This window comes from Serratia sp. J2, assembly GCF_046269175.1.
In the GTDB taxonomy this organism is placed as follows: Bacteria; Pseudomonadota; Gammaproteobacteria; order Enterobacterales; family Enterobacteriaceae; genus Chania; species Chania fonticola_C.
In genome coordinates this window covers 184,753-210,192 of sequence record NZ_JBKABN010000004.1, presented here as the reverse complement: position 1 = coordinate 210,192, position 25,440 = coordinate 184,753, and the positions used below count along the sequence as shown (strand labels likewise).

At 53.0% G+C, this 25,440-nt stretch carries 24 protein-coding genes; 12 read left to right on the top strand and 12 right to left on the bottom strand.

Annotation, left to right across the window (positions count from 1 at the left end; genetic code table 11):
• The first annotated feature begins 304 nt into the window (after window positions 1–304).
• Together ACKWMY_RS06255 and dadX are read left to right on the top strand one after the other, a co-directional pair.
• The gene (locus ACKWMY_RS06255) at window positions 305–1,609 is read left to right on the top strand and encodes a D-amino acid dehydrogenase (protein WP_024528760.1); all 1,305 of its coding nucleotides are present in this window, start codon (window positions 305–307) and stop codon (window positions 1,607–1,609) included.
• Between the two features lie 23 nt (window positions 1,610–1,632).
• Window positions 1,633–2,709 carry a catabolic alanine racemase DadX gene (dadX, locus tag ACKWMY_RS06250; RefSeq protein ID WP_308870432.1) on the top strand — a complete coding sequence of 359 codons (1,077 nt, stop codon included), beginning with the start codon at window positions 1,633–1,635 and terminating at the stop codon, window positions 2,707–2,709.
• A 2-nt stretch (window positions 2,710–2,711) separates the two neighbouring features.
• On the opposite strand, the gene ACKWMY_RS06245 is transcribed toward dadX, so the two are convergent.
• From ACKWMY_RS06245 to ACKWMY_RS06235, 3 genes are all read right to left on the bottom strand, one after another.
• The gene (locus ACKWMY_RS06245) at window positions 2,712–3,905 is read right to left on the bottom strand and encodes a multidrug effflux MFS transporter (protein ID WP_074029261.1); all 1,194 of its coding nucleotides are present in this window, start codon (window positions 3,903–3,905) and stop codon (window positions 2,712–2,714) included.
• Between the two features lie 122 nt (window positions 3,906–4,027).
• Window positions 4,028–4,588 (bottom strand): 3'-5' exonuclease, encoded by a 561-nt coding sequence (locus tag ACKWMY_RS06240; RefSeq protein ID WP_409486043.1) that lies wholly within the window; start codon window positions 4,586–4,588, stop codon window positions 4,028–4,030.
• Between the two features lie 295 nt (window positions 4,589–4,883).
• A complete protein-coding gene (locus ACKWMY_RS06235) occupies window positions 4,884–5,366 on the bottom strand; it encodes a hypothetical protein (RefSeq protein WP_074029259.1) in 483 nt (160 codons plus the stop codon).
• Between the two features lie 324 nt (window positions 5,367–5,690).
• Between ACKWMY_RS06235 and ACKWMY_RS06230 the strand changes: the two genes are divergently transcribed.
• Entirely contained in the window at window positions 5,691–7,808 is a 2,118-nt protein-coding gene (locus ACKWMY_RS06230) for a TonB-dependent siderophore receptor (protein WP_409486042.1), read from the top strand.
• Window positions 7,809–7,853: 45 nt separating this feature from the next.
• Here ACKWMY_RS06230 and ACKWMY_RS06225 read toward each other — a convergent pair whose 3' ends face one another.
• Entirely contained in the window at window positions 7,854–8,030 is a 177-nt protein-coding gene (locus ACKWMY_RS06225; RefSeq protein WP_024528765.1) for a GhoT/OrtT family toxin, read from the bottom strand.
• A 359-nt stretch (window positions 8,031–8,389) separates the two neighbouring features.
• On the opposite strand from ACKWMY_RS06225, the gene cspA reads away from it, so the two are divergent.
• The 5 genes from cspA (at window position 8,390) to ACKWMY_RS06200 (ending at window position 11,596) form a co-directional block, all read left to right on the top strand.
• Window positions 8,390–8,602 carry an RNA chaperone/antiterminator CspA gene (gene cspA / locus ACKWMY_RS06220; RefSeq protein WP_024485401.1) on the top strand — a complete coding sequence of 71 codons (213 nt, stop codon included), beginning with the start codon at window positions 8,390–8,392 and terminating at the stop codon, window positions 8,600–8,602.
• A gap of 412 nt (window positions 8,603–9,014) precedes the next feature.
• Entirely contained in the window at window positions 9,015–9,575 is a 561-nt protein-coding gene (locus tag ACKWMY_RS06215) for a fasciclin domain-containing protein (protein ID WP_024528766.1), read from the top strand.
• Between the two features lie 60 nt (window positions 9,576–9,635).
• The gene (locus ACKWMY_RS06210; protein WP_024528767.1) at window positions 9,636–10,190 is read left to right on the top strand and encodes a sigma-70 family RNA polymerase sigma factor; all 555 of its coding nucleotides are present in this window, start codon (window positions 9,636–9,638) and stop codon (window positions 10,188–10,190) included.
• Entirely contained in the window at window positions 10,187–10,849 is a 663-nt protein-coding gene (locus tag ACKWMY_RS06205; protein WP_199061777.1) for an anti-sigma factor domain-containing protein, read from the top strand. The genes ACKWMY_RS06210 and ACKWMY_RS06205 overlap by 4 nt, the downstream gene beginning before the upstream one ends.
• Window positions 10,850–11,161: 312 nt before the next feature.
• Window positions 11,162–11,596 (top strand): DUF2570 family protein, encoded by a 435-nt coding sequence (locus tag ACKWMY_RS06200; protein ID WP_074029253.1) that lies wholly within the window; start codon window positions 11,162–11,164, stop codon window positions 11,594–11,596.
• A 228-nt stretch (window positions 11,597–11,824) separates the two neighbouring features.
• Here the strand turns inward: ACKWMY_RS06200 and ACKWMY_RS06195 are convergent, their stop codons facing one another.
• Window positions 11,825–13,093, bottom strand: coding sequence for a YeaH/YhbH family protein (locus ACKWMY_RS06195; protein ID WP_024485395.1), 1,269 nt, complete (start codon window positions 13,091–13,093; stop codon window positions 11,825–11,827).
• Window positions 13,094–13,196: 103 nt separating this feature from the next.
• Window positions 13,197–15,131: a protein kinase YeaG gene (gene yeaG, locus ACKWMY_RS06190; RefSeq protein ID WP_021806619.1), complete on the bottom strand. Its 1,935-nt coding sequence runs from the start codon at window positions 15,129–15,131 to the stop codon at window positions 13,197–13,199.
• Window positions 15,132–15,624: 493 nt separating this feature from the next.
• Here yeaG and ACKWMY_RS06185 point away from each other — a divergent pair, with 493 nt between their 5' ends.
• Window positions 15,625–16,329 (top strand): MipA/OmpV family protein, encoded by a 705-nt coding sequence (locus ACKWMY_RS06185; protein ID WP_037434855.1) that lies wholly within the window; start codon window positions 15,625–15,627, stop codon window positions 16,327–16,329.
• A gap of 123 nt (window positions 16,330–16,452) precedes the next feature.
• On the opposite strand, the gene ACKWMY_RS06180 is transcribed toward ACKWMY_RS06185, so the two are convergent.
• Window positions 16,453–17,328 (bottom strand): D-hexose-6-phosphate mutarotase, encoded by an 876-nt coding sequence (locus ACKWMY_RS06180; protein ID WP_199061773.1) that lies wholly within the window; start codon window positions 17,326–17,328, stop codon window positions 16,453–16,455.
• An 83-nt stretch (window positions 17,329–17,411) separates the two neighbouring features.
• Entirely contained in the window at window positions 17,412–18,407 is a 996-nt protein-coding gene (gapA, locus tag ACKWMY_RS06175; protein ID WP_409486041.1) for a glyceraldehyde-3-phosphate dehydrogenase, read from the bottom strand.
• 347 nt (window positions 18,408–18,754) lie between these two features.
• On the opposite strand from gapA, the gene msrB reads away from it, so the two are divergent.
• Both msrB and ACKWMY_RS06165 read left to right on the top strand, forming a co-directional pair.
• Complete coding sequence (gene msrB / locus ACKWMY_RS06170; RefSeq protein WP_074029247.1) at window positions 18,755–19,168, top strand: peptide-methionine (R)-S-oxide reductase MsrB; 414 nt, start codon at window positions 18,755–18,757, stop codon at window positions 19,166–19,168.
• 64 nt (window positions 19,169–19,232) lie between these two features.
• Window positions 19,233–19,505, top strand: coding sequence for a YeaC family protein (locus tag ACKWMY_RS06165; protein ID WP_021181206.1), 273 nt, complete (start codon window positions 19,233–19,235; stop codon window positions 19,503–19,505).
• A gap of 41 nt (window positions 19,506–19,546) precedes the next feature.
• Here the strand turns inward: ACKWMY_RS06165 and ACKWMY_RS06160 are convergent, their stop codons facing one another.
• The 4 genes from ACKWMY_RS06160 to sppA all read right to left on the bottom strand — a co-directional run bounded on the left by ACKWMY_RS06160 (window position 19,547) and on the right by sppA (window position 24,681).
• Complete coding sequence (locus ACKWMY_RS06160) at window positions 19,547–20,827, bottom strand: glycoside hydrolase family 18 protein (RefSeq protein WP_409486040.1); 1,281 nt, start codon at window positions 20,825–20,827, stop codon at window positions 19,547–19,549.
• 241 nt (window positions 20,828–21,068) lie between these two features.
• A complete protein-coding gene (gene pncA / locus ACKWMY_RS06155) occupies window positions 21,069–21,701 on the bottom strand; it encodes a bifunctional nicotinamidase/pyrazinamidase (protein ID WP_024528776.1) in 633 nt (210 codons plus the stop codon).
• Between the two features lie 17 nt (window positions 21,702–21,718).
• Window positions 21,719–22,735, bottom strand: coding sequence for an asparaginase (ansA, locus tag ACKWMY_RS06150; RefSeq protein WP_024528777.1), 1,017 nt, complete (start codon window positions 22,733–22,735; stop codon window positions 21,719–21,721).
• Between the two features lie 92 nt (window positions 22,736–22,827).
• Window positions 22,828–24,681 (bottom strand): signal peptide peptidase SppA, encoded by a 1,854-nt coding sequence (gene sppA / locus ACKWMY_RS06145; protein WP_409486039.1) that lies wholly within the window; start codon window positions 24,679–24,681, stop codon window positions 22,828–22,830.
• A gap of 193 nt (window positions 24,682–24,874) precedes the next feature.
• Between sppA and ACKWMY_RS06140 the strand changes: the two genes are divergently transcribed.
• Complete coding sequence (locus tag ACKWMY_RS06140) at window positions 24,875–25,426, top strand: NAD(P)H nitroreductase (RefSeq protein WP_024528779.1); 552 nt, start codon at window positions 24,875–24,877, stop codon at window positions 25,424–25,426.
• Window positions 25,427–25,440 lie beyond the last annotated feature (14 nt).

The following is a 25,440-nucleotide window of genomic DNA, read 5'->3' as shown; positions in this document are numbered from 1 at the left end:
AGCCTGAAATATTTAATTAAACAGATTTATATTCTTAATGTTGCGAGTCGTCATTCCAGGTACCACTGGAGATTTTCGCCGATGTCTTGTGGGGATACAGAGCCTGTTTTATCGGCAAAATGCGCTTTAACAGTATCTTATCGTTATTTTTTGACCGCTATTGCCAAAGCCGGGCGCATCGACGATAAAATAATTGTGAATGTTGTCACGATTAATAAACGAGTTGTTGAGTAGTTTTTTCCACTGAGTTAATTTCCTGTTATTGGTAGATTGTGCTTTATCGATCCTTGGGCTGGAGTCAGCGATGAGAGTGGTTATTTTAGGTAGCGGAGTGGTAGGGGTTGCCAGTGCGTGGTACTTGGCAAAAGCGGGCCATGAGGTGACGGTGATCGACCGTCAACCCGGGCCAGCCTTGGAAACCAGTGCGGCCAATGCCGGGCAAATATCTCCGGGTTACGCCGCACCTTGGGCAGCACCTGGGGTACCGTTGAAGGCGATTAAATGGATGTTCCAACGTCACGCGCCGTTGGCAGTTCGCCTAGACGGCAGCAGTTTCCAACTGCGTTGGATGTGGCAGATGCTGAAAAACTGCGACACCGCCCACTATATGACCAACAAAGGCCGTATGGTGCGTCTGGCGGAATACAGCCGCGACTGCATTAAAGCTCTGCGTCAGGAAACCGGTATCCAGTACGAAGGCCGTCAAGGTGGCACACTGCAACTGTTCCGCACCCAGCAGCAGTTTGATAGCGCGGCCAAGGACATTGCCGTGCTGGAAGATGCCGGGGTGCCTTACAAACTGCTGGAGGCCAGCCAGTTGGCGACGGTTGAACCGGCGTTGTCGCAGGTTGCTCACAAGCTTACTGGCGGCTTACAACTCCCGAATGATGAAACCGGGGACTGCCAACTGTTCACCCAGCAGTTGGCCAAGCTGGCTCAGCAGGCTGGAGTCAACTTCCTGTTTAACCGCAACGTTGAACGTTTGCTGGTGGAAGGAGATAAAATTACCGGCGTGCAGTGTGATGGTGAAATCATGACTGCCGACAGCTATGTTGTGGCGTTCGGCGCCTATTCAACCGCGCTACTGCGCGATCTGGTGTCCATTCCGGTTTATCCGTTGAAAGGTTACTCATTAACCATCCCGATCGCCGATGAAGCGGCCGCGCCATTCTCTACCGTGCTGGACGAAACCTATAAAATTGCCATCACTCGCTTCGATAAGCGCATCCGTGTGGGCGGTATGGCGGAAATTGTTGGCTTCAATACCCAGTTGGAGCAGAAGCGGCGTGAAACGCTGGAAATGGTGGTACGCGATCTGTACCCGAACGGTGGACGGGTTGAAGAGGCCACATTCTGGACGGGGCTGCGCCCGATGACGCCAGATGGCACGCCTATCGTGGGGCGCACCCCGCTGAAAAATCTCTATTTAAATACCGGCCATGGCACCTTGGGTTGGACGATGGCCTGCGGCTCCGGGCAGTTGCTTGCCGACTTGATCTCTGGTATCACCCCGGCCATTGCTTCAGACGATCTGGCGGTGGCGCGTTACCGCGCAGACTTTCGGCAGGGACCTGTTGTTCCCTTGAATGACGTGCACCCGGCACGCTGAACCCCAATCTGATAGGAGAGCCCATGCCTCGCCCGATTACCGCTACGCTGCATTTGGCCGCGTTGACCAATAACCTGCAGGTAGTTCGTCGTTTTGCTCCGTCGGCTAAAATCTGGGCCGTTGTTAAGGCCAATGCTTATGGCCACGGTTTGCAGCATGTCTGGCGCAGCCTGGGCGAGAATAGCGATGGTTTTGCCTTGCTCGATCTGGCCGAGGCAGTGTTACTACGCGAATCTGGCTGGCAGGGGCCGATTCTGTTGCTGGAGGGTTTTTTCCAGCCCGCCGACCTGATGCTGATCGATCGTTACCGGTTAACCACTGCGGTGAACAGCGACTGGCAACTACAGGCTATTGCCGAAGCGCGTTTACAGGCCCCACTGGATGTTTATCTCAAGTTGAACAGTGGTATGAACCGCCTAGGGTTTGCCCCTGAGCGCTTGCACAGCGCATGGTTAACCGCAAAGGAGCTGCGTAATATTGGTTCGATAACGCTGATGAGCCACTTTGCCACCGCCGACGGTGCTGAAGGTGTAACGGAGCAAATGGCCGTGATTGACCGCGCCACTGCTGCGGTTGATCTGCCGCGTTGTCTGGCCAACTCGGCGGCCACCTTGTGGCACCCGCAGACGCAGGGGGAATGGGTGAGGCCGGGGGTTATACTTTATGGCGCATCGCCCAGCGGCAACTGGCAGGACATCGCCGACACCGGTTTGCAACCGGCGATGACGCTGAGCAGCAAAATCATTGGCATCCAACAGCTGCAAGCGGGAGATCGGGTAGGGTATGGCTGGCGTTATGCCGCTGGTAGGGCGCAGCGTATCGGCGTCGTAGCCTGTGGTTATGCGGACGGCTACCCTCGCCATGCGCCCACCGGCACTCCGGTCTGGGTGGACGGTATTCTGACGCATACCGTGGGTTCAGTTTCCATGGATATGATGACGGTGGATTTGACGCCGTGCCCGCAGGCAACCATTGGCACTGACGTCGAACTGTGGGGGAGGCATCTGCACGTTGATGATGTGGCTGCCGCAGCCGGAACCTTGGGTTACGAGCTGCTGACAGCCTTGGCGGCACGAGTGCCTATTGTTATTGAGAAATAGCTTCAGGCGATCTTTTTCAACTGCCCTTTGATTTGCTTGCTGCGCTGCCGTGCGTGTAGCGCCAGCAGGCAACCTACCAACATCACTAACGCCAGCGACAGTTTGGGCTGCAGCGGTAACGCCATGGCGATCAGGCCCAATGCGGCACCTCCTGCCATCTGAATAAAGCCTACCAGTGCTGAAGCCACACCTGCTTCGTTAGAGTAAGGCTCTAACGCATAGCTGGTTGACGGCCCCATGACAAAAGCCAATCCGGCGCAGGCGCAGGCCACGGGCAGGATATAAGCCAACCAATGGCTTTGTGCAGCTTCACCCAGCAGTGCCACGCCCAACACTAAAGCTAGACAGCCTAACCCCATCAGTATGCCGCCGGTCGCCAGACAGAAAGGGCGGCCAATCTTGTGAATGATGCGGTTGGCGACAAAGCTGACCAGCATGATCCAGAAACCGTTGGCACCAAATACCAAAGAGAACTGCAACGGTGTTAACCCGGCGGTACCCATCAGCACGTTAGGTGCTAATGACACATAGGTCAGCGCCATCCCCATCGCCCCGGCATTAACTATGGCAAAGGTAATAAAACGGCGATCGCCAAGAATGCGCAGATACTGTCTTACAGGCAGCCCTTTGACTGCTACGGTAGTGGCGGGGCGGGTTTCTGGTAGGAAGAAGATGACCAGCAATAACACCGCCGCGGCGTAACCGACCAGGAACCAGAATGGGGCGCGCCAGCCGAAAGCTTCTGCCAGCAAGCCACCTAGCAGCGGGGCCAGTGCAGGAATGATATTCAACGTGCCGTTGAGGAAACCGAAAGCTCGTGCGGCGTCATCGCCATTCATCCGATCGCGCACGCCACTGAATGCGACAACGGCGGTGCAGCAAACGGCTACGCCTTGGATCAGGCGCGAAGCGACAAAAATTTCCGCCGTTGTCGCCAGCGCGGCCATGGCTGCGCCCACCATGTAAATGAGGATCCCGGCGATGGCCACCGGCTTACGGCCGTAATTATCTACCAGCGGACCGGCGATCACCTGACCAAGACCCAATACCAGAATAAACAGCGAAATAGTGGATTGGATCAAGGCTTCACTGCTGTTAAGGCCTAGGGCAATGGCAGGAATGGTGGGCAGATAGAGATCGATTCCCAGAGGGCCGAGCAACACCAGGCTAAGCAGGAGAAAGAGAAATTTTTGCATAACAAAAATGGCACATCCGAATGACAAAGAGGACTAGAGTAGAGATCCCAACCGCAAATGGGAAGCGATAACGTATTGATGACAGACAGGAAACCGTTTGCGCTTGATTTTCCCTGGCGCGATCATTTTGCCGCGGGCTGGCGGTAATAAAGCGCTGAAATGGTATCCGCAACGTAGCGTGCCTGGTGTTTGGCATCATCCAGCGCCCGGTGTGGTGTGCCTTCAAACGGACGCTGTTTCTTGGGATTGAAACCATGCAGCTCTGCCAGAGTAATGATAGTGCGGGCATCTTGGGTATCCCAGAACTTCCAGGGGCAAGGCATTGCCAACTGGTAGTAGGCATGTTCCAGGATCGAACAGTCAAACTCTTTGCCATTACCCCAGACTTTCACCGTGTCGGTGCTGTGCATATGAATAAAACGGCTCAGGTTGGTCAAGACCCGCTTGAGACTTTCGCTGCCCCCGAAGGCCAGTTTACGAGCTTCGTCTGACTGTTTTGCCCACCAGGCCACGGTATCCAGACTGATTGTCCGGCCCGGTTGTTCCTGCTGGCTGTTTACTGCCGCTTCAAATTCTGCCCCTAACTCACCGGTCTTGGGGTTAAAAAACACGCCGGCAACCACCAGGATCACTGCGCTCGGGGTAATATCCAGCGTTTCAATATCTAGCATCAAATGGTTCATGGGGTCTCCAGGCTGAACAAGATCGTGATGGTACTGCATACAGTCTGGCAGAATATCCAGTTACTTTGAAATAGGCGAAAACGGTCTGTTCACGGTATGATGACTTTAGTCATGTTGCAGAGTTGGTAGCTAGCGTTGAGAACACTTATTTTTATTCTATGTATGATCGGCTATCTGCTGGTATTAGGCTATTTTGGCGTTTACGTTACCGATAAAATCTGCGAAAACGCCCAAAACTTAAGTAAACTCTGCCGCATGGTGGATATCTCTGAACCTCACATCCCGCAGCCACCCGTCACCCCAGATAGTCGCGGGTGAGTAATAGTGTCAATATCGCCGCTATCCCGACTAACACAGCCCATTGGCGCCAACCAAAGCGCGCCAACCATTCCTGTTGCACCTTGTTAGCGTTGAATTGCCTGACGGACAGAGTACCAGCCAGCAACAGCGTCATGACGACCCAAACCAGGCTCAGGCTGGTGACGGAGAACTCAGTGTGCAAAATATTGGCGTAATACAGGCGCATGACCATAAAGTAGATCAGCAATACCCAACTGAAGCCGCTGCGTTTCTTCAGGATCTGACTGAGCAGAAAAGCGATAAACAGGCTATGAGCCATGGAGATTAACGGTGATTCAAAGGGGTGGCGAACGCAAGTGTTGTAAACCGCCAGATAGAGATTAAAGACCAGTAACACATACACCGTATAAACATACCAGCCATAGACCACTTTCAGTCTTCTGGAGGGGGCTGAAATGGGATTTACTGTTTGAGTCATGCACTCTCCTTGAGTTATCCAGATTTATAGCACTTAACAGCTAAATGAAAACTAAACGCCTCAACAGCATAACCTGCTGAGAAAAAGGTTTTTTCTATGATGAAGCCCCATTTATAAGCCAATAAACCCGCCTGAAACGCCCATCACCAGAGTGCATTTTGCTACTTGAATTCATTGTTGGTAAAGATAATAATTATCATTGTTATTAGTATTTGTTATTTAACAACATCAGAGCACCGTAACCTCTGTACATCAAACTGGCCAGCGTTGCCGGCGCGGTAAGTTTTCGGTGCAATTTCAATGGATCCCATGGGGAATACAGGTATGCCTGCGTTTTTTCCTGCCAGTCGCTCTTATCTTTACTGCTCGTTAGCGATTTTCCTGCCACTGACCTCTTTTGCTGAAGATACCCTCGTGGTAACGGCCAAACCCGCCGATACGGCGGAAACGGCGACGCATGGCTATGAGGCCAGTACCAGCCAGGGGGCCACTAAAACGGATCGGCCTCTGGTACTCACTGCACAATCCGTCTCCGTAGTAACACGTCAACAGATGAGCGACCAAGGGGCTTTGACGGTTAACGATGCGCTGAAATATACCCCAGGCGTTTTTACTAACTTCTCTGGTGGCGCGACGCGTTACGATACTATTGCTCTGCGCGGATTTCACGGTGGCGACGTCAATAACACCTTCCTGAACGGCTTACGCCTGCTTAGCGACGGCGGCAGTTATAACGCTTTGCAGATCGACCCTTGGTTCCTGGAACGCATCGACGTGATTAAGGGCCCGTCCTCCGTGATGTATGGGCAAAGTATCCCTGGCGGGTTGGTGGCGATGACCAGCAAACGGCCGCAGTTTGCGAGTGAAAATCACGTCAATGTGATGGCCGGGAACAACAATACCAAAGGCGGTGCGTTTGATTCGACTGGGGCATTGAACGATCAGTGGGCATACCGTTTGACCGGCATTACCCGCACCAGCGACACCATGTATGACCATCAGCGTGAAGAGCGCTATGCGATTTCGCCTTCGTTGCTGTGGCAACCGGATGAAAATACCTCTTTGCTGCTGCAGGCCAATTTGCAAAAAGACCCTTCCGGTGGCTACCACAGCGCGGTGCCGTCAGACGGCAGTATTTATACCACCAGTGGGGACAAGCTGGGCCGGGGATTTTTTGACGGCGAAAGCAGCCGCAATGTGTTCAAACGTTGGCAGCAAATCTACAGTTATGACTTCTCACATAGTTTTAATGACGTCTGGTCATTCCGTCAAAATGCCAGCTACACCCACTCCAACGTGGAGCTGGAGCAGGTTTACCAGATTGGCTGGAACGCCGACCGCAGCGAGTTGAACCGTTGGTACAGCGGCTCCAATACGTCATTGGATGCTTATGCGGTGGATAACCAACTGGCGGCGGAATTCGTAACTGGCGCGTTGGAACATAAGGTGATGCTGGGGCTGGATTATCAGCGTTTTACCAATAACCTGTGGGAAGAGTCTGGTTCGGCCACGCCGTTGAATCCGTTCACCGGCGTCTCCGGCGGGCCAGGTATCACTATTCTCAGTCATACCGATTCTAAACGGCGTTATGAGCAGACCGGAGTCTATCTGCAGGATGAAGTCAGCCTCTACAACTGGTATCTCAATCTTTCCGGGCGCGTTGACCGGTTGGAAACCAGGAATACCGTGCTGAATACCGATTCTACCGATGCCCGTACTGACGACCACTTTACGGGCCGCGCCTCTTTGCTGTACCACTTTGACAGCGGTTTCTCGCCGTATATGAGCTACAGCTCTGCGGTGACGCCAGCGGTCCTGGCCGATAAAGAGGGGCATCTGCTCAAACCGACCACCAGCGAGCAATATGAGGCTGGGCTGAAGTATCAACCTCCTGGCAGCAGCTCGATCTATAGCATTGCCCTCTATGACCTGACGCAGAATGACGTAGCCAACCGCGTGGTGAAGGATAGCTACTATGTGCCTGCCGGTAAGGTACATTCACAAGGGATTGAACTGGAGGCCCGTAGCCAGGTGAGCGAGCGCCTGAACGTCATTGCGGGTTACAGCTATAACCAAGTGAAATTCAAAGACGCCGTTGACGGTAACGATGGCAATACGCCATACCTGGCACCTAATCAGATGGCCTCTTTATGGGGGCAGTATCAGGCGGGGCTGGGTATCAATCTGGGGGCTGGCGTACGTTATATTGGCAAACAGTGGGCGGATAATGAGAATACCCTGCGTATTCCTTCGGTCACGCTGCTGGATGCTTCGGTGCGCATGGATCTGGCCAGCGTAAAACCGTCGTTGAAAGGGGCTTATGTGCAGTTGAACGCCAATAACCTGACAGACCGGGAATATGTTGCTGGCTGCTATGGCACTGGCTACTGCTATTGGGGAGCGGGGCGTTCGGTTATCGCTACCGTGGGCTATGACTTTTAACGGCTAAACCATACTCATCCCGCTGAACGTTAGCGGGATGAGGCGCTAAAACAGCGAAAACAGCAGCACCACGGGCAGGCTGAGTGGCCAGGTCAGGCCGATGATCAGCGCGCTAAGCAGGCGGATGGGGAGGGTATCGCGGCTGACCAGAAAAGTGATAATCATCGAAACCAACAGGCCAATAAAATAAACGTATTGCGTGACTTCCCACAGCGATAACATGAAAACCATCCCGGTAATTTTTACCGCTCATTCTAGGCGGCTCCCCACAAGTAATCAATGTGTTAATGTGGTGTAAAAGGGGGGGGAGGGCGGCTTGTCGCACGGGAGAAAGCGCGCCTTATCGAAATTAATTATAAATAGCCCTTGCTAATAACTCTGGGTTATGAGTAAATAGCGTCATCGGTTTGAAGTACAGACCTTATGAAAGCAGTTTTAGTAAAGTAGTTCTCAGTATTAGCGATATCCGACAGATACCTCTTCTTCCGCGAATTTCCTTCTAGTGCCCCCATAAGTTTCCACTGAATTGCAGACCTCTTTCGCCATTATGGCGGCCTAAAAAAACAATGAAGGAAGTATCTATGTCTAATAAAATGACTGGTTTAGTAAAATGGTTTGACGCTGGTAAAGGTTTTGGTTTCATTTCTCCTGCTGATGGCAGCAAAGACGTGTTCGTACACTTCTCTGCAATCCAGGGTAATGATTACAAGACGCTTGATGAAGGCCAGCAGGTTGAATTCAGCATCGAAAATGGCGCCAAAGGCCCATCAGCGGTTAACGTTACAGCAATGTAATGTGACTCGGTAGTGTGGTTGAAACTTGCAATAGCGATGATGGTTTAGGCCGGAGCAGACAAGCGATATTAACACTACCACATCAATCCCGGCCTGGTGCCGGGGTTGAATATATCCTCCTTGCCATGAGGGTAGACAGAAAAGCCAATTTCACCAAAGTTTGCTTTTCTGTTGTGAAAAGGCCGTGCTTAGGCCGTGCAATGCTGGAGTGTTCGATGGACGCTTGCGCCGCATCATGACAGCCGGGAAAGCGACCGGCACTACTTTTAACCCTGGCGTTTACGCCGGGGTTTTTTACATCCATTTTCCCCGCACGAAAAATATTTCCAGATTACTGCATCCAATATTCTCGTTCACTACGTATATGGCTATGTGAGGACATCTTCCCACATCACCCTTCGAGGATATGACCATGAAAAAGCTTCTCTGTACTGCCCTGTGTTCATCACTGTTGCTCAGTAGCGTCTCAATGGCTGCCATGATGTCCGATACGGTAATGGTGGGCGGTGCCGCCATGTACCCCAGCAAAAATATTGTCGAGAATGCCCTCAACTCCAAAGATCACACTACACTGGTCGCTGCGGTAAAGGCTGCTGGCCTGGTTGATACTCTGCAAGGCGCCGGTCCGTTTACGGTGTTTGCTCCGACCAATGAAGCCTTTGCCAAACTGCCAGCCGGAACGGTCGATACCTTGCTCAAACCTGAGAACAAGGCGGCACTGACCGGAGTGCTGACCTACCATGTGGTTGCTGGCCGCTATGATATGAAACAGTTGGAGAAGAAAATCAAGGAAGGGCACGGCACAGCCGAGCTGAAAACGGTGAATGGCCAACCGCTGTGGATTATGAATAACGGCCCCCACAATATTCAGCTCAAAGATGGTCAAGGTCATATTGCCAACATCAGCACCTATGATGTTTATCAGAAAAATGGCGTGATCAACGTTATCGATAGCGTACTGTTGCCAAAATAAATCCCGTCTATACTAGGTGCAGGCTGCCAAAAGGCTACCCGCACCTTGATAGGACAGGACATGACCAAAGCACTTCCCGAACAGCATGTCGAATTGATGCAGGCCGTTGCGCTTGGCGACCGCAACGCGTTTGAACAACTCTATCGGCAGACCTCGCCCCGATTGTTTGCCGTTGCTCTGCGTTTACTGCGTCGCCAGTCCTGGGCCGAAGAGGTGTTACACGAAAGCTTTATCAGCGTATGGAATCGCGCTGCCAGCTATGACCCCAATCTCAGCTCCCCTTTGACCTGGCTGACGCACATTGTGCGCAACAAGGCTATTGATTGGCTGCGCGGTGCCGGTGGCCGGGCGGGGCAAACGGAAGAGGAGTGGCTGGATGACCTGGGGGCGAGCACGGAAGAACCTGTCAGTCAGTTGCTGCTGGGTGAGGAGGCTGGAAAACTGGCCGAGTGCCTGAACCATCTGAACGTTGAACAACGGCAGAGCATTGTGTTGGCTTACTACCAAGGCATGTCTCATGGTGAGGTTTCGGCACATCTGCAACAACCGCTTGGCACGATCAAAAGCTGGATCCGCCGGGCGTTGGATCATTTGAAAAACTGTGTGGGCCTATGAAAAGCAAAGGTGAGTATGACTCGGCTTTAGCAGCGGAATATGCCTTGGGCACGTTGCGCGGGCCCGCGCGGTTGAAATTTGAACAGCGTATCCAGCGGGAGCCGACGCTGGCCGCCTTGGTTGCACGTTGGCAAACGCTGCTGGCTCCGTTGGATCTGGCGCTGACCCCAGTATTGCCACCAGAACGCGTGTGGAAAAAAATCCAGCTTAGTTTGCCCATTGAGGTAGTACCGCGACGTAAACGCTGGGATTATCTTGGTTGGGCGCTGGCAGCCGGTTTGGCCGCGTTGTTGCTGGTGCCGCGCTTTATCACACAGCCGCCGGATTTTGCTCCGGCAGTGGTACTCAATGCGGGTCAGCAGGGCACTGGGCAATGGATTGTCAGCATGGACAGTGGCAAACGCCATCTGAGACTGACCCCGCTTAACCCGCAAACGCTAGCCGTAGCCAATAGCCTGCAACTGTGGGCGATCCCGCCGGGTGAAAAGCCGCGTTCCTTAGGGTTGGTTGCTGCAGAGAAGCCGACCGAGCTGGCAGTGAACTCGATGACGCTGGCGCAGGGCATGACCATTGCCATCAGCCTCGAGCCTGCGGGTGGCTCACCTACAGGGCTTCCTACCGGTCCGGTGCTGTACAGCGGCCAGTTAACTTCGCTCTGATCTGATTGATATTCCTGCCGATGATTTTTCACTGACGGTGACAATAATCGGTGGGTTTTTCTCATCGCGAATGCCAACTATTAGCAGATGGTGAGTTGTGGCATGGCTGGTACAACCCCTTCGAATATCCCCAATCCTTCTTCTTAGCGATACTGTTCATCCAAGCAGTGGCTTGGATTGGTCAGGGGTTTCTCAAATGCAGACAAGTGAACAAAATGCTGGCGGTCGCTCTCTTTACTGGAAATTTGCCAAGGCTCAAGAGCTGCGGGATTTGGTGAATCGCCAGCCTGCCGAGTGCGAGGTATCTCTATCATGAACCTGGCAGGGCTAATCCAGTTTTCCAAAGGCCATTGGCAGCTACTGATGATCTTAGGTTTCGCAGCCCTGTTGTTTGGCATGAGTCAGCGTATTGATGCGTTGAATGCCGACATAGGCCAGTACCGGAAAGATAATGAGGAGTTGGGCAGTGCATTGAATAGAAGGGATGAAACCATCAATGCGCTGAAAGGTGCAGCGGATGCCGATCGTCGTGCTACCGAACAACAGCTCCAGATTGAACAGCAAAAGAGAGTGAAAGCCGATGCTGAAAATAGAACGTTACGCAAAGCGCTGGAGGATAACGACTGCGGTCATCAGCGGTTGCCTGCTGATGCTCTCGATATCCTGCGCGGAGCAACCAAAACCGGTGCCACCGGCTCCACAACTGATCTACGTATACCCGCCAGCGGCATTGCTACAGCAGTGTGAGAAGACACCGTTTACCGGGGAGACTTTCGGGGATGCTGTCATGGCCTTGCAGGTGAGCCAGAATGAGCTTGATATCTGTGCCTCACGTATCGAAGCGTTGATCAAATGGCAGTGCTGCTGAATTTATAGCGGTTGAGCATGTTAGAACTTGGCGGAAGGGTGAGGATGCCGCGCCTCTGGGAGCTAAAACGGCCAGCTAACTCTCGTTGCTGGCCGTTTTCTATTAGTTCACGCAGTCTGCTTGTGGAACAGTTCCCTGAACACTGGATAGATATCATCCGGCTCGCGGATATGCTGCATGGCAAAGTTTTCAAACGTCGCCTGCAGATGCTCATATTCACGCCACAGCGTCTGGTGAGCACGGCGGGTAATTTCGATATAGCTGTAGTAACGCACCATCGGCAGAATGTTTTTTGACAACAGTTCATGGCACAGTGGTGAATCATCAGCCCAGTTATCCCCGTCCGAAGCCTGAGCGGCATAGATATTCCACTGTGCAGGATCGTAACGCTCCTCGACCACTTCGTTCATCAGCTTCAGGGCGCTGGAAACGATGGTGCCGCCGGTTTCCTGTGAGTAGAAGAACTCCTGCTCATCCACTTCTTTCGCCTGGGTATGGTGACGAATATAGACCACCTCAACGTTCTTATAGGTTCGGCTGAGGAACAGATACAGCAGAATATAAAAGCGTTTGGCCATGTCTTTGGTTGCCTGATCCATTGAGCCAGAAACGTCCATCAGGCAGAACATGACCGCCTGGCTTGAGGGTTCAGGCCGACGCTCGTAGTTCTTGTAGCGCAGGTCGAAGGTGTCGATAAACGGCACGCTGTCGATTTTCTTGCGCAACTCGGCAATCTCCTTACGCATGCGCTCTTCTTCCAGCAGTTGCACCGGTTCGGTGTTTTCCAACTGGGCAAGGCTGTCTTCAAGCTCATGCAGAGCACGTCGTTTACCGGCGGTCATGGCGGTTCGTCGCGCCAGCGAGTTTTGCAGCGAACGCACTACGCTGATATTGGCCGGCACGCCGTTGGCGGTGTAGCCAGCACGGTGGGTTTTGTATTCGGTCAGCTGTTTGTACTGATTTTTCTTCAGGTTGGGCAGCGCCAGATCCTCGAACAACAGGTCGAGATACTCATCTTTGGAGATCTGGAAGACAAATTCATCCTGGCCATCCCCATCCTGGCTGGCATTGCCCTGGCCGCCGCCACCTCCGCCGCCGCCTTGTGGGCGTTCAACGCGGTCATTTTGTACGAAGTGATCGTTACCTGGATGAACGCGATGGCGTTTACCGCCGCGCCCTTGATGGAACATTGGCTCGTTGATATCGCCACCGGGGATCGAAACTGATTCCCCGCTGTCCACGTCGGTGACCGAACGCTTGTTGATGGCTTCGGCAATCGACTGTTTGATTTGCGACTTATAGCGACGCAAGAAGCGCTGGCGGTTCACCATGCTCTTGTTTTTGCCATTCAGCCGTCGGTCAATGAAATACGCCATACATCCCCCAAACAACGTTGCCAACTTTCTCTACCTTGGGGATTTCAGGCGACAACCCGAAATCCCCAGGTATAGGCTATCTATGACGTCAGCGGTCGTCGGTTTATGAAGATTTTCTCACCCGCAGATACCATTCGCACAGTAGACGAACCTGCTTGCGGGTGTAACCTTTCTCCATCATCCGGTCAACGAAGTCATCGTGTTTTTTCTGCTCATCCGTTGAGGTTTTAGCATTAAAGGAAATGACTGGCAGCAGCTCTTCGGTGTTCGAGAACATTTTCTTCTCGATGACCGTACGCAGCTTCTCGTAACTGGTCCAGTTCGGGTTCCGGCCGCTGTTATTGGCACGGGCACGCAGGACAAAGTTGACGATTTCGTTGCGGAAATCTTTCGGGTTGCTGATACCCGCTGGCTTCTCGATTTTCTCCAGTTCAGCATTCAATGACTCACGGTCAAACAGCTGGCCGGTATCCGGATCACGGTACTCCTGATCCTGGATCCAGAAGTCTGCATAGGTCACGTAGCGGTCAAAAATATTCTGGCCGTATTCCGAGTAGGATTCCAGATAGGCGGTCTGGATCTCTTTGCCGATAAACTCGGCGTATTTCGGGATCAGGTAGCCTTTCAGGTGCTCCAGGTATTTCTCCGCCAGATCCTGCGGGAACTGCTCACGCTCGATCTGCTGTTCCAGTATATAGAATAGGTGTACCGGGTTAGCCGCGACTTCGGCATGGTCAAAGTTGAACACCCGAGACAGAATTTTGAAGGCGAAACGGGTCGAAAGGCCGTTCATACCTTCATCCACCCCGGCATAGTCACGATATTCCTGATACGACTTGGCCTTCGGATCGGTGTCTTTCAGGCTTTCACCATCGTAGACACGCATCTTCGAATAGATGCTGGAGTTGTCTGGCTCTTTCATACGCGACAGTACGGTAAAGCGAGCCAGCGTTTCCAACGTGCCAGGGGCGCAAGGCGCGTGGGTCAGTTCGCTGTTATCCAGCAGTTTGTCGTAGATTTTAATCTCTTCCGACACCCGCAGGCAGTAAGGCACCTTGACGATGTAAACACGGTCGAGGAAGGCCTCGTTATTTTTGTTGTTGCGGAAGGTCACCCATTCCGATTCGTTAGAGTGCGCCAGGATAATACCGCTGAACGGCAGGGCAGAGATCCCCTCGGTACCGTTGTAGTTACCCTCCTGGGTGGCGGTCAACAGAGGATGTAGCACCTTGATAGGCGCTTTGAACATCTCTACGAACTCCATGATCCCCTGGTTGGCGCGGCACAGTGCGCCGGAATAGCCATAGGCATCCGGATCGTTCTGCGCATGGTTTTCCAATTTACGGATATCCACTTTACCGACCAACGCAGAAATATCCTGGTTGTTCTCGTCGCCCGGTTCGGTTTTGGCGATGGCAATTTGTTCAAGTATTGAAGGACGAACCTTCACCACTTTGAATTTGGTGATGTCACCGCCGAACTCATGCAGGCGTTTCGCGGCCCACGGCGACATAATGGTGCCAAGATAGCGCGTCGGGATGTTGTATTCTTTTTCCAGAATAGTGGCATCCTCCTGCGGGTTGAACAGGCACAGCGGATGGTCGTTGACCGGGCTGCGCTCGCCGTTGGCGCTCAGGGTGTAAATTGGCACACGCTGCATCAAGGCTTTCAGCCGTTCTGCCAGCGAGGATTTACCACCACCCACCGGGCCCAACAGATAAAGGATTTGTTTCTTCTCTTCGAGGCCCTGGGCAGCGTGTTTCAGGTAAGAAACTATCTGTTCGATAGCTTCTTCCATGCCGTAGAACTCCTCGAATGCTGGATAGCGTGCGATCACGCGGTTGGAGAACAGGCGAGACATACGCGACTCAAGCGCGGTATCGACCATGACTGGTTCACCGATAGCCATGAGTAGACGTTCTGCCGCATTGGCATAGGCACTGCGATCTTGCCGGCAGATGGAAAGAAATTCCTGCAGTGTGAACTCTTCGTCCTTGGCAGCTTCGTAGCGCTGGCGATAGTGGTCAAATATGTTCATGGCGATGCCCGTCCTTTCGTTATTAGCACAGGTTAAAAAAGGAGCTGGTGTTGGTATTCTGGCTCCCGAAAGCGTGAAGCTATGACTGAGTACAGCAACCCGTATGCCAACTTGGTGCGCTTATTCTCGCGAGTTGCGCTGTATTGCCACTGGGCTCAGCCTAAATTCACCTTCTGATTTTAAGCTTAGTTGCATACTGGAAAATTTCCTGCAAGAGAAAGGGTCTTTTTTAAGTCATTTCAATGACTCAGTTATGGCTAGGGGCGGCAAATGCCTTGTCTGGCGCGGGTTGCGGCAAAAAACGTCATCTTTTTGCCATCAATAATTCATCTTTGGGTTCTAAGTTATTCGATCTTGGTTGTTTTCTATTGTAAAGATCCGGCAGGCTCCTCGGTTTTCACATAAACTATAGCGGTTAATTACATCTTGTTATCTATGGAAAAAGCCAGTGAAGATATCTAAACTCAAAACGCTAGCAATTATCGCTTCCGCAATGGTTTGTGCGCACAGTGCTCAGGCAGGAAGCTGGTCACTCGGTGCTTCAGCGCTGGTCAGCCCCGATCCTTATCGTGGTTATCAGGATCGTGTCTATCCCGTTCCTATCATCAATTACGATGGCGATGATTTTTACTTCCATACGCTGTTGGCCGGTTACAACCTGTGGAAAGATCAGCAAAATCAGCTGAGCCTGATCGCCTATTACTCACCGTTGCACTATAAGCCAGGCGACAGTGACGACGATCGCATGAAGCAGTTGGACAAGCGCCGTAGCACCATGATGGCCGGTGTGGCCTTTACACATAGGGCTGAGTGGGGAACGATCCGTACGGCCTTCTCTGGCGATACGCTGAACAACAGTAACGGCCTGGTGGGCGATATTGCCTATCTCTATAAGTTCCAGGTGGACTCCTGGAGTTTTGCTCCGGGCATCGGGGTAAACTGGAACAGCTCAAACCAGAACAAATACTACTATGGCATCAATGGCGATGAGTCACGCCGTAGTACCTTCAATACATACAAGCCGAGCGATAGCTGGTCGCCATACGTCGAATTGACCACCAACTATAATATCAACGCCAACTGGAATGCCTTCTTCACGGGGCGTTATACGCGCCTGGACAGCGAAGTTAAAGACAGCCCAATGGTTGATAAATCTTATACCGGCATGCTGTGGACGGGTGTGACATACACCTTCTAAGCGTACGGTGCATTATCTTGGTGCAGTGAGTGCATCGAAAAGGGGCGGAAACGCTCCTTTTGCACATCTGTGGTGCGGTCGATGATGACGAGAAGAGGGGCGAAATGACTCGCCCCAGTTTGATCAGCTGTTTTTAATGCTGCGGATTTTCATCGCCAAGCGGGCAGGTTGCTCCCCTGAGGCGATCAGCGGCTTGCTCACGCGCCCGGTTTCCACACAAACCATGGTTTTGTAACCGTCGTTTGGCATGTCGGCCATGCTGCAGGAAAGCTCGACGCCTGGGTTCCAGGCGATCACATCGCTCATATGGTGATGATTGACCTCGATAGTCCTTTGCAATACCGGATCTTTGATCAGGCTGCAAGGCGTTGCCTGGGTGTAGATGCGATCGGTTTGCCCGGTAAACTCCAGCTCGCCAACCTGACGTGCCTCGATCCCCTTCGCCACCTTATCGATATAATGCTCGCCCAAACCGGCAACTTTCACCTTGTCGATGTCGCCGATCTGGAAATAGCTGTGCAGAGCAGCGGTAGCCTGGTAATCACCGTGTGATTCCAGCTCCATCTCGCACTCTTCACCCAGCTTGAAGCGGGCGATCAGGGTGAAAGCATGTGGCCACAATTTGCGGGTTTGTTCGTTGTCTTGCAGCGTGAAGGTCAGGATCACGCCGTTTTCGTCTTCATCGTGCGCGGTGAGCTGCCATGGCTGATTACGGGCAAAACCGTGGGATGGACTACCTGCCGGGCCAAACCACGGCCAGCAGATCGGGACGCCGCCGCGGATCGCCACGCCGTTTTTGAATGGCGTATTGTTGCTCAGCCAAAACACCGGCTTATCACCGCTTGGTTGCCAGGCCAGCAGATGGGCCCCTTGCAGAGTAATGGCCGCACGGACTTTCGGGTGAGAAACCACCACCACTGGCAGTTCGTCCAGTTGGCGTTGGCTGATAAAAGGGGTGATTTGTTCGCTAACGGGTAGGGTGAAGATTTTTTCGTTCATGTTGTTGCCTTCTTTTCGCCGCAAAAACAAATAAAAAGGGCGACACTAGTGTCGCCCTTGATAATCAACTGCGCATCAAGCCATTACTTGGAGATGTGAGCGATCAGGTCCAGTACTTTGTTTGAGTAGCCAGTTTCGTTATCGTACCAAGAAACCAGTTTCACAAAGGTGTCGCTCAGCGCGATACCGGCTTTAGCATCGAACACAGAAGTCAGTTTCTCGCCGTTGAAATCGGTAGAAACCACTTCGTCTTCGGTGTAGCCCAGCACGCCTTTCAGCTCGCCTTCTGAAGCGGCTTTGATAGCAGCACAGATTTCTTTGTAAGAAGCTGGTTTAGCCAGACGAGCAGTCAGGTCAACCACAGATACGTTCGGAGTAGGAACGCGGAACGCCATACCGGTCAGTTTGCCGTTCAGTTCTGGGATTACTTTACCTACTGCTTTAGCAGCACCGGTAGAAGAAGGGATGATGTTCTGGGATGCGCCGCGGCCGCCGCGCCAGTCTTTGTGAGACGGGCCATCAACGGTTTTCTGAGTTGCGGTGGTGGCATGCACAGTGGTCATCAGAGCTTCAACGATGCCGAACTTGTCGTTGATGACTTTGGCCAGTGGTGCCAGGCAGTTGGTGGTACAAGAAGCGTTGGAAACGATTTCTTGGCCAGCGTAAGACTTGTGGTTCACGCCCATAACGAACATAGGGGTGTCATCTTTAGATGGGCCAGTCAGAACAACTTTCTTAGCACCTGCAGCGATGTGTTTACGTGCAGTTTCGTCAGTCAGGAACAGGCCAGTTGCTTCAGCAACGACGTCAACGTTGACGTCGTTCCACTTCAGGTTAGCCGGATCTCTTTCTGAGGTACAACGGATGGTTTTGCCGTTAACAACCAGGTGGCCGTCTTTAACTTCTACAGTACCGTCGAAACGGCCGTGAGTAGAGTCATACTTCAGCATGTAAGCCATGTACTCTGCGTCTAACAGGTCGTTGATTGCAACGATTTCGATGTCAGAACGTTCCTGAGCAGCACGGAAAACAATGCGACCGATACGGCCAAAACCGTTGATACCTACTTTGATAGTCATATATTCCACCAGCTATTTGTTAGTGAATAAAAGGTTGGTTGTAAAATTACAAAAACCTTACCGAGCGTCAAGCGGAATCGTGTCAATTCTTGCTGCAAGTCAAACCAGAAGGCCGGTTTTGCACACAAATCGCACATTCCATTCACGTTTGTCCTCCCATCGATATGGGGGCAAACCGCCAAGAATAAAGTCAGCACGTGCAAGATATGTGATCGAAGTCACATATGGCGGCAGCGTAACCTTTATGCCGTACAGTTTAGGCTAAAAAGGCCTGCAGCGTTGTTAATTTTTTGTTATTATTACTCATTGTTTTCGTTGACATTATCCACATTGCGGGAATAGCACAAATGGCTAAAGAGACAACCCCTAAGACACCGCTCACGGAACTGAATGATATCCAACGTTATGTGACGCAAGAGCGTGGCACCGAAGCCCCCTATAGCGGTAAATTACTGCATAACCAGCGTGAGGGCGTTTACCACTGCCTGTGCTGTAACGCGCCACTGTTCTTCTCCGCCAGCAAGTTTGATTCTGGCTGCGGCTGGCCCAGCTTCTATCAGCCGGTCTCGGATGATGCTATTCGTTATCTTGATGATAATTCACATAATATGCATCGAGTTGAGATCCGCTGTGGTAACTGCGACGCGCATTTGGGACACGTGTTTCCCGATGGTCCGCAGCCGACTGGCGAACGTTACTGTGTCAACTCCGCGTCACTGAATTTCACCGACGACGAGAATGGCGAGCAAACGGCAGGTTAAGCTGTAACTAAACCAACAAAATCGATTCAGCTAATTATTCATCCTTGGGTGAGGACATGCTCTGATGGAAGTAAAAGATCTGATTGCGGCCATGACGCCGGAAATCTACCAGCGGCTGGTGCTGGCTGTGGAACTGGGCAAGTGGCCGGATGGTGTGGCATTGACGCCAGAGCAGAAAGAACACAGCCTGCAGGCGGTGATGCTGTGGCAGTCGATGAACAATGCGGACCCACAGCATATGAGCATTGGCACCGATGGGCAAATCGTGATGAAAAGCAAACAGGAGCTGAAGCAGCAGTTTATGGCCGAGCCGTTGGCCAAGCTGAAGCCGCAGTAACCTGTTGCTGATAGGGCGATGTTGTCATCGCCCTGAAGGTTTTATTGCTTCTTCGGGTTCAAGCCTAAGCTTTCCGCCAGTTGATGGGCCAAGCGGTTGTTATCGTCCGCGCCATACTCCCAGAACATCGCCCCTCCCAATCCTTTGCTCTTGATGTACTCGGCCTTGATGGCTACCGAGCGTGGGTTTTCATAGCTTATTGCGAACAGCGGCTTGCCTGCGGCTGACTTCATCATCAGATAGGGCACCTTGGCCTCGTTATCCCAATGCGCGGTGAAGCGCCGTTGTGGGTCTTTCAGCATCTTGTTCACGATATCGTTGTACTTGATGTAGCTGTCTTTATCCAAATCCACGCCCAGCGACTTGAAGACGTCTTTTTCACGTGTGGTGAAATAGGGCTGGGTGACGGGATGCTTGGCCGCATCTGCCACATCCCAATCAATACCTGGCTCGGTGGCACGTTTAGGTACCCGGCCATAGAAACCGATCCCCAGATTGAGTTGAGCAGGCTTCAGCCCGGCGGCCAGATAGTTGTTAACCACAAAGTCGGCGCTGTACTTGTCGGCGGCGGCCACGGTTGGCCACTCCTTGGAGTCATAGAGATTGGAGTTGAAATACTGGGTACCGTACGCCATGTCGTAGGTCATCAGATTGATGTAATCCAGATAGGGCGCGATAGCCTTAACGTCGACCCATTCCTGCGGACTTTTGACGTTGGCCCCCACGGCGATGGTCAGCAGTTTATCTTTACCCAGCGCCTGATGCAGTTCGCTCAGCAGGGAGGTGAAGTTGGTCCGGTCGGCCGGTTGGCTTTCCACCAATCCCCAGGCACCGTTAACCGGGTATTCCCAATCCAGATCGATACCATCTAGCTGATACTTGGCAATCACCTCCTGCACTGAACGGATAAACACAGCCCGGCTTTCCGGTGTGGCTGCCGCGCCGGAGAACCCACGGGCTCCCCAGCCGCCAACGGACAGCAAAACCTTCAACGCCGGGTTTTGTTGGCGCAATACGGGTAAGCGCTTTAAGTCTGCTTCGACTTTTGGTGAGAGATAGATTTGGTGCAGGTGGGAGGGATCTTTCAGTGCCGGGTTGGTTTCTTCTTTTTCAGCGTTATAAATCAGGCCAAAAGAGTAGTTGAGGTGGGTGATCTGGCTGACGTCCAACTGGTTGATATCACCGCCCGGCCCGGCGGTCACGTCGCCACCGCCGTTAAAGTAGCCAACAGAAAGATAAGGTGCGGCGTGCGCGATGCCTGCGCCAGCAATACCGAGTTGCACCGCTACCAGCAAGGGCAGCAGTTTACGGGTTAAAGCCATGTTGTCTCCTTTGGTCAGCAAGGCCGACCTGAACCGCCTGGGGCGGTATCAATAAAGCCGGGCTCGGTAGGCCCCGGATGCGTATAACTTATTGATGCCAATGCATCAGCGGTCATCACAACAAAAGAGACGAGAGGGGACAAGGTGAGCGCGTAGAAGAATGGTGAGAATGTGAGCAGCGTCGAAAATAAAACGTTTGGCGGGGATATGGGGCGCCAAGGTCAAGCAGCCCCCAAAACCGTTAACGCTGAGTAAACTGTGACAGTGTAACTAATTGTGCGCCAGCCGACTGCATTTCGGCTAACGCCTGTTCGCTGTCGTCGGGACGTAAATTGACACCTCGGCAGCCATCGGTAATGACCTGAGTCTGATAACCCAAACGCAAAGCATCTAACACGCTGAACTTGACACAATAATCGGTGGCTAGCCCCATCACGGCGAGATGAGTGATGCCGCGCTCCTTCAGCCAGCCATCGAGTGCCGTTTGCGCCCGGAGCCCGTTATCAAAAAAAGCACTATAGCTATCGATATCCGGGTTCTCACCCTTACGGAATATCGCTGCGATGTGCTGCTTATCAAGCTGAGGGTGAAGCTCTGCGCCAGGGCTGCCCTGAACGCAGTGCACTGGCCACCAAATCTGGGGCAGCCCTTCAAGTTCCCCAAGCGTGCCAATCTGTGCGTTGGAGTTAATGGCGAAGCTGCGATGATCCATCGGGTGCCAGTCCTGGCTGGCGACCACCGTTTCGTTACGGGCCAGGCTGGCTGCGATAGCCTGATTGGCGACGGCAATGGTGGCATCACCTTCTGCCACGCCTAAAGCGCCGCCGGGGCAAAAGTCGTTTTGCAAATCAATCAGCAGCAGTGCTGTTTTCATCAGAATTCCTACTTCGGTTAGCCCGCAGCGCTCAGTTCGCCACGCAGGTCTTGTTGCATCAGGCTGCGGATCTCTTCTGGGGTTAACGGCTGGCTCAACAGATAATGCAGCTTGGTCAGCGCGGCTTCCACCGTCATATCAAAACCGCTGATCACACCAGCATGGGCCAGGGCATTACCGGTCGCATAGCCCTCCATATTGACCCGGCCAGAGATACATTGTGTCAGGTTGACCACTACGATGCCACGCTCGGAGGCGTCACGCAATTCATCCACCAGTTCGGCCTTTTGCGGCGCGTTACCGACGCCGTAAGAGCGCAGGATCAGTGCTTTGACCGGTTGCAGCAGGAAGTTACGTACCACGGCACCGGAAATCCCCGGATAAATCGTCACCACGCCGATGGGCTGTGGCGTGATGTTATGCACGATCAATTCCCCGTTGCACACTGGAGAGGCGATGCCGGTCTGGCGGCGTATGTGGATACCTGCTTCCAGTAAGGGCGGGAGATTAGGGGAGGCGAAGGCATCAAAGCCGTCGGCATGTGCCTTGGTCGTGCGGTTGCCACGAAACAGCTTGTTGTTGAAGAACAGGCTGACCTCGTTCACTGGATGATTGGCGGCCAGATAGAGGGCATTCAACAGATTGGTTTGGCCGTCGGAGCGCAATTCTGCCAGCGGGATTTGCGATCCGGTGACGATCACCGGCTTATCCAGGTTCTCCAGCATGAAGGACAGGGCTGAAGCGGTAAACGCCATGGTGTCGGTGCCGTGCAGAATAACAAAGCCGTCATAGCGGGTGTAATTCTGTTTGATGTCGTCGGCGATATGCTGCCAGTCTTCGGGGGTCATATCCGAAGAGTCGATCAACGGGGCATATTCATGAATGGTGAAATCCGGCATTTCTGGCCGATGGAACTCGGGCATCAGCGCCAACTGGCGCTGAAGGTGGCCGGAAACCGGGATGTAGCCCTGTTCGGAACGCTGCATACCGATAGTGCCGCCGGTATAGGCGACGTAAATGGATTTCTTTTGCATGGCTTTGATCTTGTGGCTGTCAGATAGGCTGAATTATAGGGAGATGGCAGGAGAAAAAAAGCCCGGCGGATGCCGGGCTAGAGATTTATTTGTTAACGGACCTCTCCGCAAGTCAGGCATATGGCATAACGATGCTGTGGATCGTTCAGGTTATTAAACAGGTCAGGCTGTTCTTTCACCGCCAGCGCCACCGATGCTAACGGAGCGGGCAGCATTGACTGGATCGCCGCAGGCAGCATGGCATGGATAGAAACGCCAAACTGGCTGAGCAGCATATCCGTCATGCTAGGAGCATCGATAAACCAGTTGAGTTGCCACTGTGGCAGCTTGGCCAGCTCTGCCGCTTTCTTCACTGCGTCGTCAAAGTCACCCAGTTGGTCGACCAGGCCATTTTTCTTGGCGTCGCTACCGATCCAGACATGACCCTGAGCAATTTGATCGACCTGCTCCGGCGTCATTTTCCGAGAGGTTGCCACCAGGTTGATGAAGTTCTTGTAACCGTTCTCGATGTTTAACTGCATCATCTGTGAGAACTCTGGTGGCAGGGCTTTGGTCACGGCCAGATCGGCCAGTGGCGACGTCGCGACGCCGTCAGTATGTACTCCAACGCTGTCCAGCGTGTTCTCATAGGTGTTGATCACGCCAAAGATACCAATGGAGCCGGTGAGGGTGCTCGGGCTGGCAATAATATAATCTGCCGGTGTCGACACCCAGTAACCGCCAGACGCGGCCATTCCGCCCATGGAAACCATCACCGGCTTACCTGCGGCGCGAACCGCGGCCAGCTCGGAGCGGATCACTTCTGAAGCGCTGACGCTACCGCCAGGGCTATTGACGCGCAGGATGACGGCTTTGATTTTTGGATCCAGACGTGCCTGACGCAGTTGTGAGGCCGTGGTATCGCCACCGACCGATCCTGGCGTCTGTGGGCCATCCATGATCGCGCCATTGATAAAGATAACGGCGATCTCACCGCCCTGATCCGGTGCCGGTTGCGGCTGGTAATCGTAGATGCTGACCGCATTGAAGTCATTGCTCTGCTTATCCCAACCGAAGGTTTTCACCAACTGTGTTTCTATCGCAGTACGTGAGGCCAGCTCATCGACCAGTTTGCTGTTCAGCGCGAATTGCGCGGTGTCGCCACCCGCTGCCTTTAAGCCACTGAGAATATCTGCTGCGCCTGGGAACAACTGATCTGGCGTGAGTTGACGATTAGCCGCCACCGTATCCAAGTAGTTTTGCCACAGCCCGCCGACCCAGCGGCTATCGGCTTCCCGCGCTGCCGGTGACATATCGTTACGGATCAGCGGTTCTACGGCAGATTTATAGGTGCCCACGCGGAAAATATTGGTGGTGACCTTCAGCTTTTCCAACAGGGATTTGTAGTAAAGGTTGTTGGTGGCGAAACCATGCAGATCGACGGCACCCTGAGGTGACAGATAGATCTTGTTGGCATAGCTGGCCAGGTAGTATTGCGTCTGGTTATAGCTGTCGCCGATGGCATAGATCGGTTTACCGCTATCGCGGAACTCGCGCAGTGCCTTACCGATGTATTGCAGGGACGGCTGATCTGCCCCGGCAAAATCATTCAGCTGCAACACCATGCCGGTGATGTTTTTATCATCTTTGGCTTTGCGAATGGTATCCACCAGGTCAAACAGTGAGTTTTCCTGCAGACGGTTGCTGGAGGCGCCCAACAGTTCGCGGCCCCACTGACGAACCCGGTTGTTCACCGAAGGTTGATCGACCACCACGCCGCTGAGATCGACCAGCAGTGCGCCATGCGGGGTTGCTACCGAAGAGTTGCCTTGGAGTGAGAGATAAATACCGACCCCGACCAGGATCAAGAAAATCAGGAACAAGTTCAGGATAAGTTCCCTGACAAAATTCAGCAGACGCCATGTCCATCTGAAAATACCTGCAATAATTCGCCCCAATGTGCGCATGTGCTCTCCAACAAGAGTCTAGAATGTTCCGCTATCCTAATGAGCGGCCGAAGAAATGTCAGCTTTAAATCACCTGCCATTTATCCCCATGCAGCTTGAATGGCAACGGGTATAGACAGTATTACAGAGGCTGTAACTCTATGTAGAGCTATGTTAACGTGATTTATACGAAAATTGTTATCAGGAGTTAATGATGGATGCACTGGATCTTTTACTCAATCGCCGTTCTGCGTCACGCCTGACCGCCCCGGCACCCACAGGTGAAGTGCGTCAGAATATCATCAACGCCGGGCTGCGCGCACCGGATCACGGGACGTTGCAACCGTGGCGTTTTATCCTGATCGAGGATCAGGGTCTGCAACGCTTCAGTGAATTACTGCAAGCGGCCGCCAGACACGATGAGCTGGATGAGAGTGCAGTAGAAAAGGCCAAACAGGCACCTTTTCGTGCGCCACTGATTATCACGGTGGTTGCTCATTGCAGTGAGCATCCTAAAGTGCCTCGCTGGGAGCAGATTGTCTCTGCCGGCTGCGCGGTGCAGGCGATGCAAATGGCCGCCTTGGCGCAGGGCTTTAATGGCATCTGGCGCAGCGGTGCCTGGACAGAGCATCCGTTGGTGCGCGAAGCCTTCGCCTGCCGCGAGCAGGACGAGATCGTCGGTTTCCTCTATCTGGGCACGCCGCAGTTAAAAGGTTCCACTAAAGTGGTCGCTCCGGACAGTACGCCTTTCGTCCGCTACTTCTAATCCGCCATGCGGGA

Excerpts from the sequence above, each read along its gene's own strand:
- ACKWMY_RS06160 (WP_409486040.1), bottom strand. The coding sequence starts at position 20,827 with ATGGCTTTAACCCGTAAACTGCTGCCCTTGCTGGTAGCGGTGCAACTC.
- ACKWMY_RS06245 (WP_074029261.1), bottom strand. The coding sequence starts at position 3,905 with ATGCAAAAATTTCTCTTTCTCCTGCTTAGCCTGGTGTTGCTCGGCCCT.
- ACKWMY_RS06165 (WP_021181206.1), top strand. The coding sequence starts at position 19,233 with ATGGAAGTAAAAGATCTGATTGCGGCCATGACGCCGGAAATCTACCAG.
- ACKWMY_RS06235 (WP_074029259.1), bottom strand. The coding sequence starts at position 5,366 with ATGACTCAAACAGTAAATCCCATTTCAGCCCCCTCCAGAAGACTGAAA.
- ACKWMY_RS06200 (WP_074029253.1), top strand. The coding sequence starts at position 11,162 with ATGAACCTGGCAGGGCTAATCCAGTTTTCCAAAGGCCATTGGCAGCTA.
- gapA (WP_409486041.1), bottom strand. The coding sequence starts at position 18,407 with ATGACTATCAAAGTAGGTATCAACGGTTTTGGCCGTATCGGTCGCATT.
- ACKWMY_RS06215 (WP_024528766.1), top strand. The coding sequence starts at position 9,015 with ATGAAAAAGCTTCTCTGTACTGCCCTGTGTTCATCACTGTTGCTCAGT.
- ACKWMY_RS06180 (WP_199061773.1), bottom strand. The coding sequence starts at position 17,328 with ATGAACGAAAAAATCTTCACCCTACCCGTTAGCGAACAAATCACCCCT.
- ansA (WP_024528777.1), bottom strand. The coding sequence starts at position 22,735 with ATGCAAAAGAAATCCATTTACGTCGCCTATACCGGCGGCACTATCGGT.
- ACKWMY_RS06210 (WP_024528767.1), top strand. The coding sequence starts at position 9,636 with ATGACCAAAGCACTTCCCGAACAGCATGTCGAATTGATGCAGGCCGTT.
- ACKWMY_RS06225 (WP_024528765.1), bottom strand. The coding sequence starts at position 8,030 with ATGTTATCGCTGTGGGAAGTCACGCAATACGTTTATTTTATTGGCCTG.
- ACKWMY_RS06205 (WP_199061777.1), top strand. The coding sequence starts at position 10,187 with ATGAAAAGCAAAGGTGAGTATGACTCGGCTTTAGCAGCGGAATATGCC.
- sppA (WP_409486039.1), bottom strand. The coding sequence starts at position 24,681 with ATGCGCACATTGGGGCGAATTATTGCAGGTATTTTCAGATGGACATGG.
- pncA (WP_024528776.1), bottom strand. The coding sequence starts at position 21,701 with ATGAAAACAGCACTGCTGCTGATTGATTTGCAAAACGACTTTTGCCCC.
- ACKWMY_RS06195 (WP_024485395.1), bottom strand. The coding sequence starts at position 13,093 with ATGGCGTATTTCATTGACCGACGGCTGAATGGCAAAAACAAGAGCATG.
- cspA (WP_024485401.1), top strand. The coding sequence starts at position 8,390 with ATGTCTAATAAAATGACTGGTTTAGTAAAATGGTTTGACGCTGGTAAA.
- yeaG (WP_021806619.1), bottom strand. The coding sequence starts at position 15,131 with ATGAACATATTTGACCACTATCGCCAGCGCTACGAAGCTGCCAAGGAC.
- ACKWMY_RS06140 (WP_024528779.1), top strand. The coding sequence starts at position 24,875 with ATGGATGCACTGGATCTTTTACTCAATCGCCGTTCTGCGTCACGCCTG.
- msrB (WP_074029247.1), top strand. The coding sequence starts at position 18,755 with ATGGCTAAAGAGACAACCCCTAAGACACCGCTCACGGAACTGAATGAT.
- ACKWMY_RS06230 (WP_409486042.1), top strand. The coding sequence starts at position 5,691 with ATGCCTGCGTTTTTTCCTGCCAGTCGCTCTTATCTTTACTGCTCGTTA.
- ACKWMY_RS06185 (WP_037434855.1), top strand. The coding sequence starts at position 15,625 with ATGGTTTGTGCGCACAGTGCTCAGGCAGGAAGCTGGTCACTCGGTGCT.
- ACKWMY_RS06255 (WP_024528760.1), top strand. The coding sequence starts at position 305 with ATGAGAGTGGTTATTTTAGGTAGCGGAGTGGTAGGGGTTGCCAGTGCG.
- dadX (WP_308870432.1), top strand. The coding sequence starts at position 1,633 with ATGCCTCGCCCGATTACCGCTACGCTGCATTTGGCCGCGTTGACCAAT.
- ACKWMY_RS06240 (WP_409486043.1), bottom strand. The coding sequence starts at position 4,588 with ATGAACCATTTGATGCTAGATATTGAAACGCTGGATATTACCCCGAGC.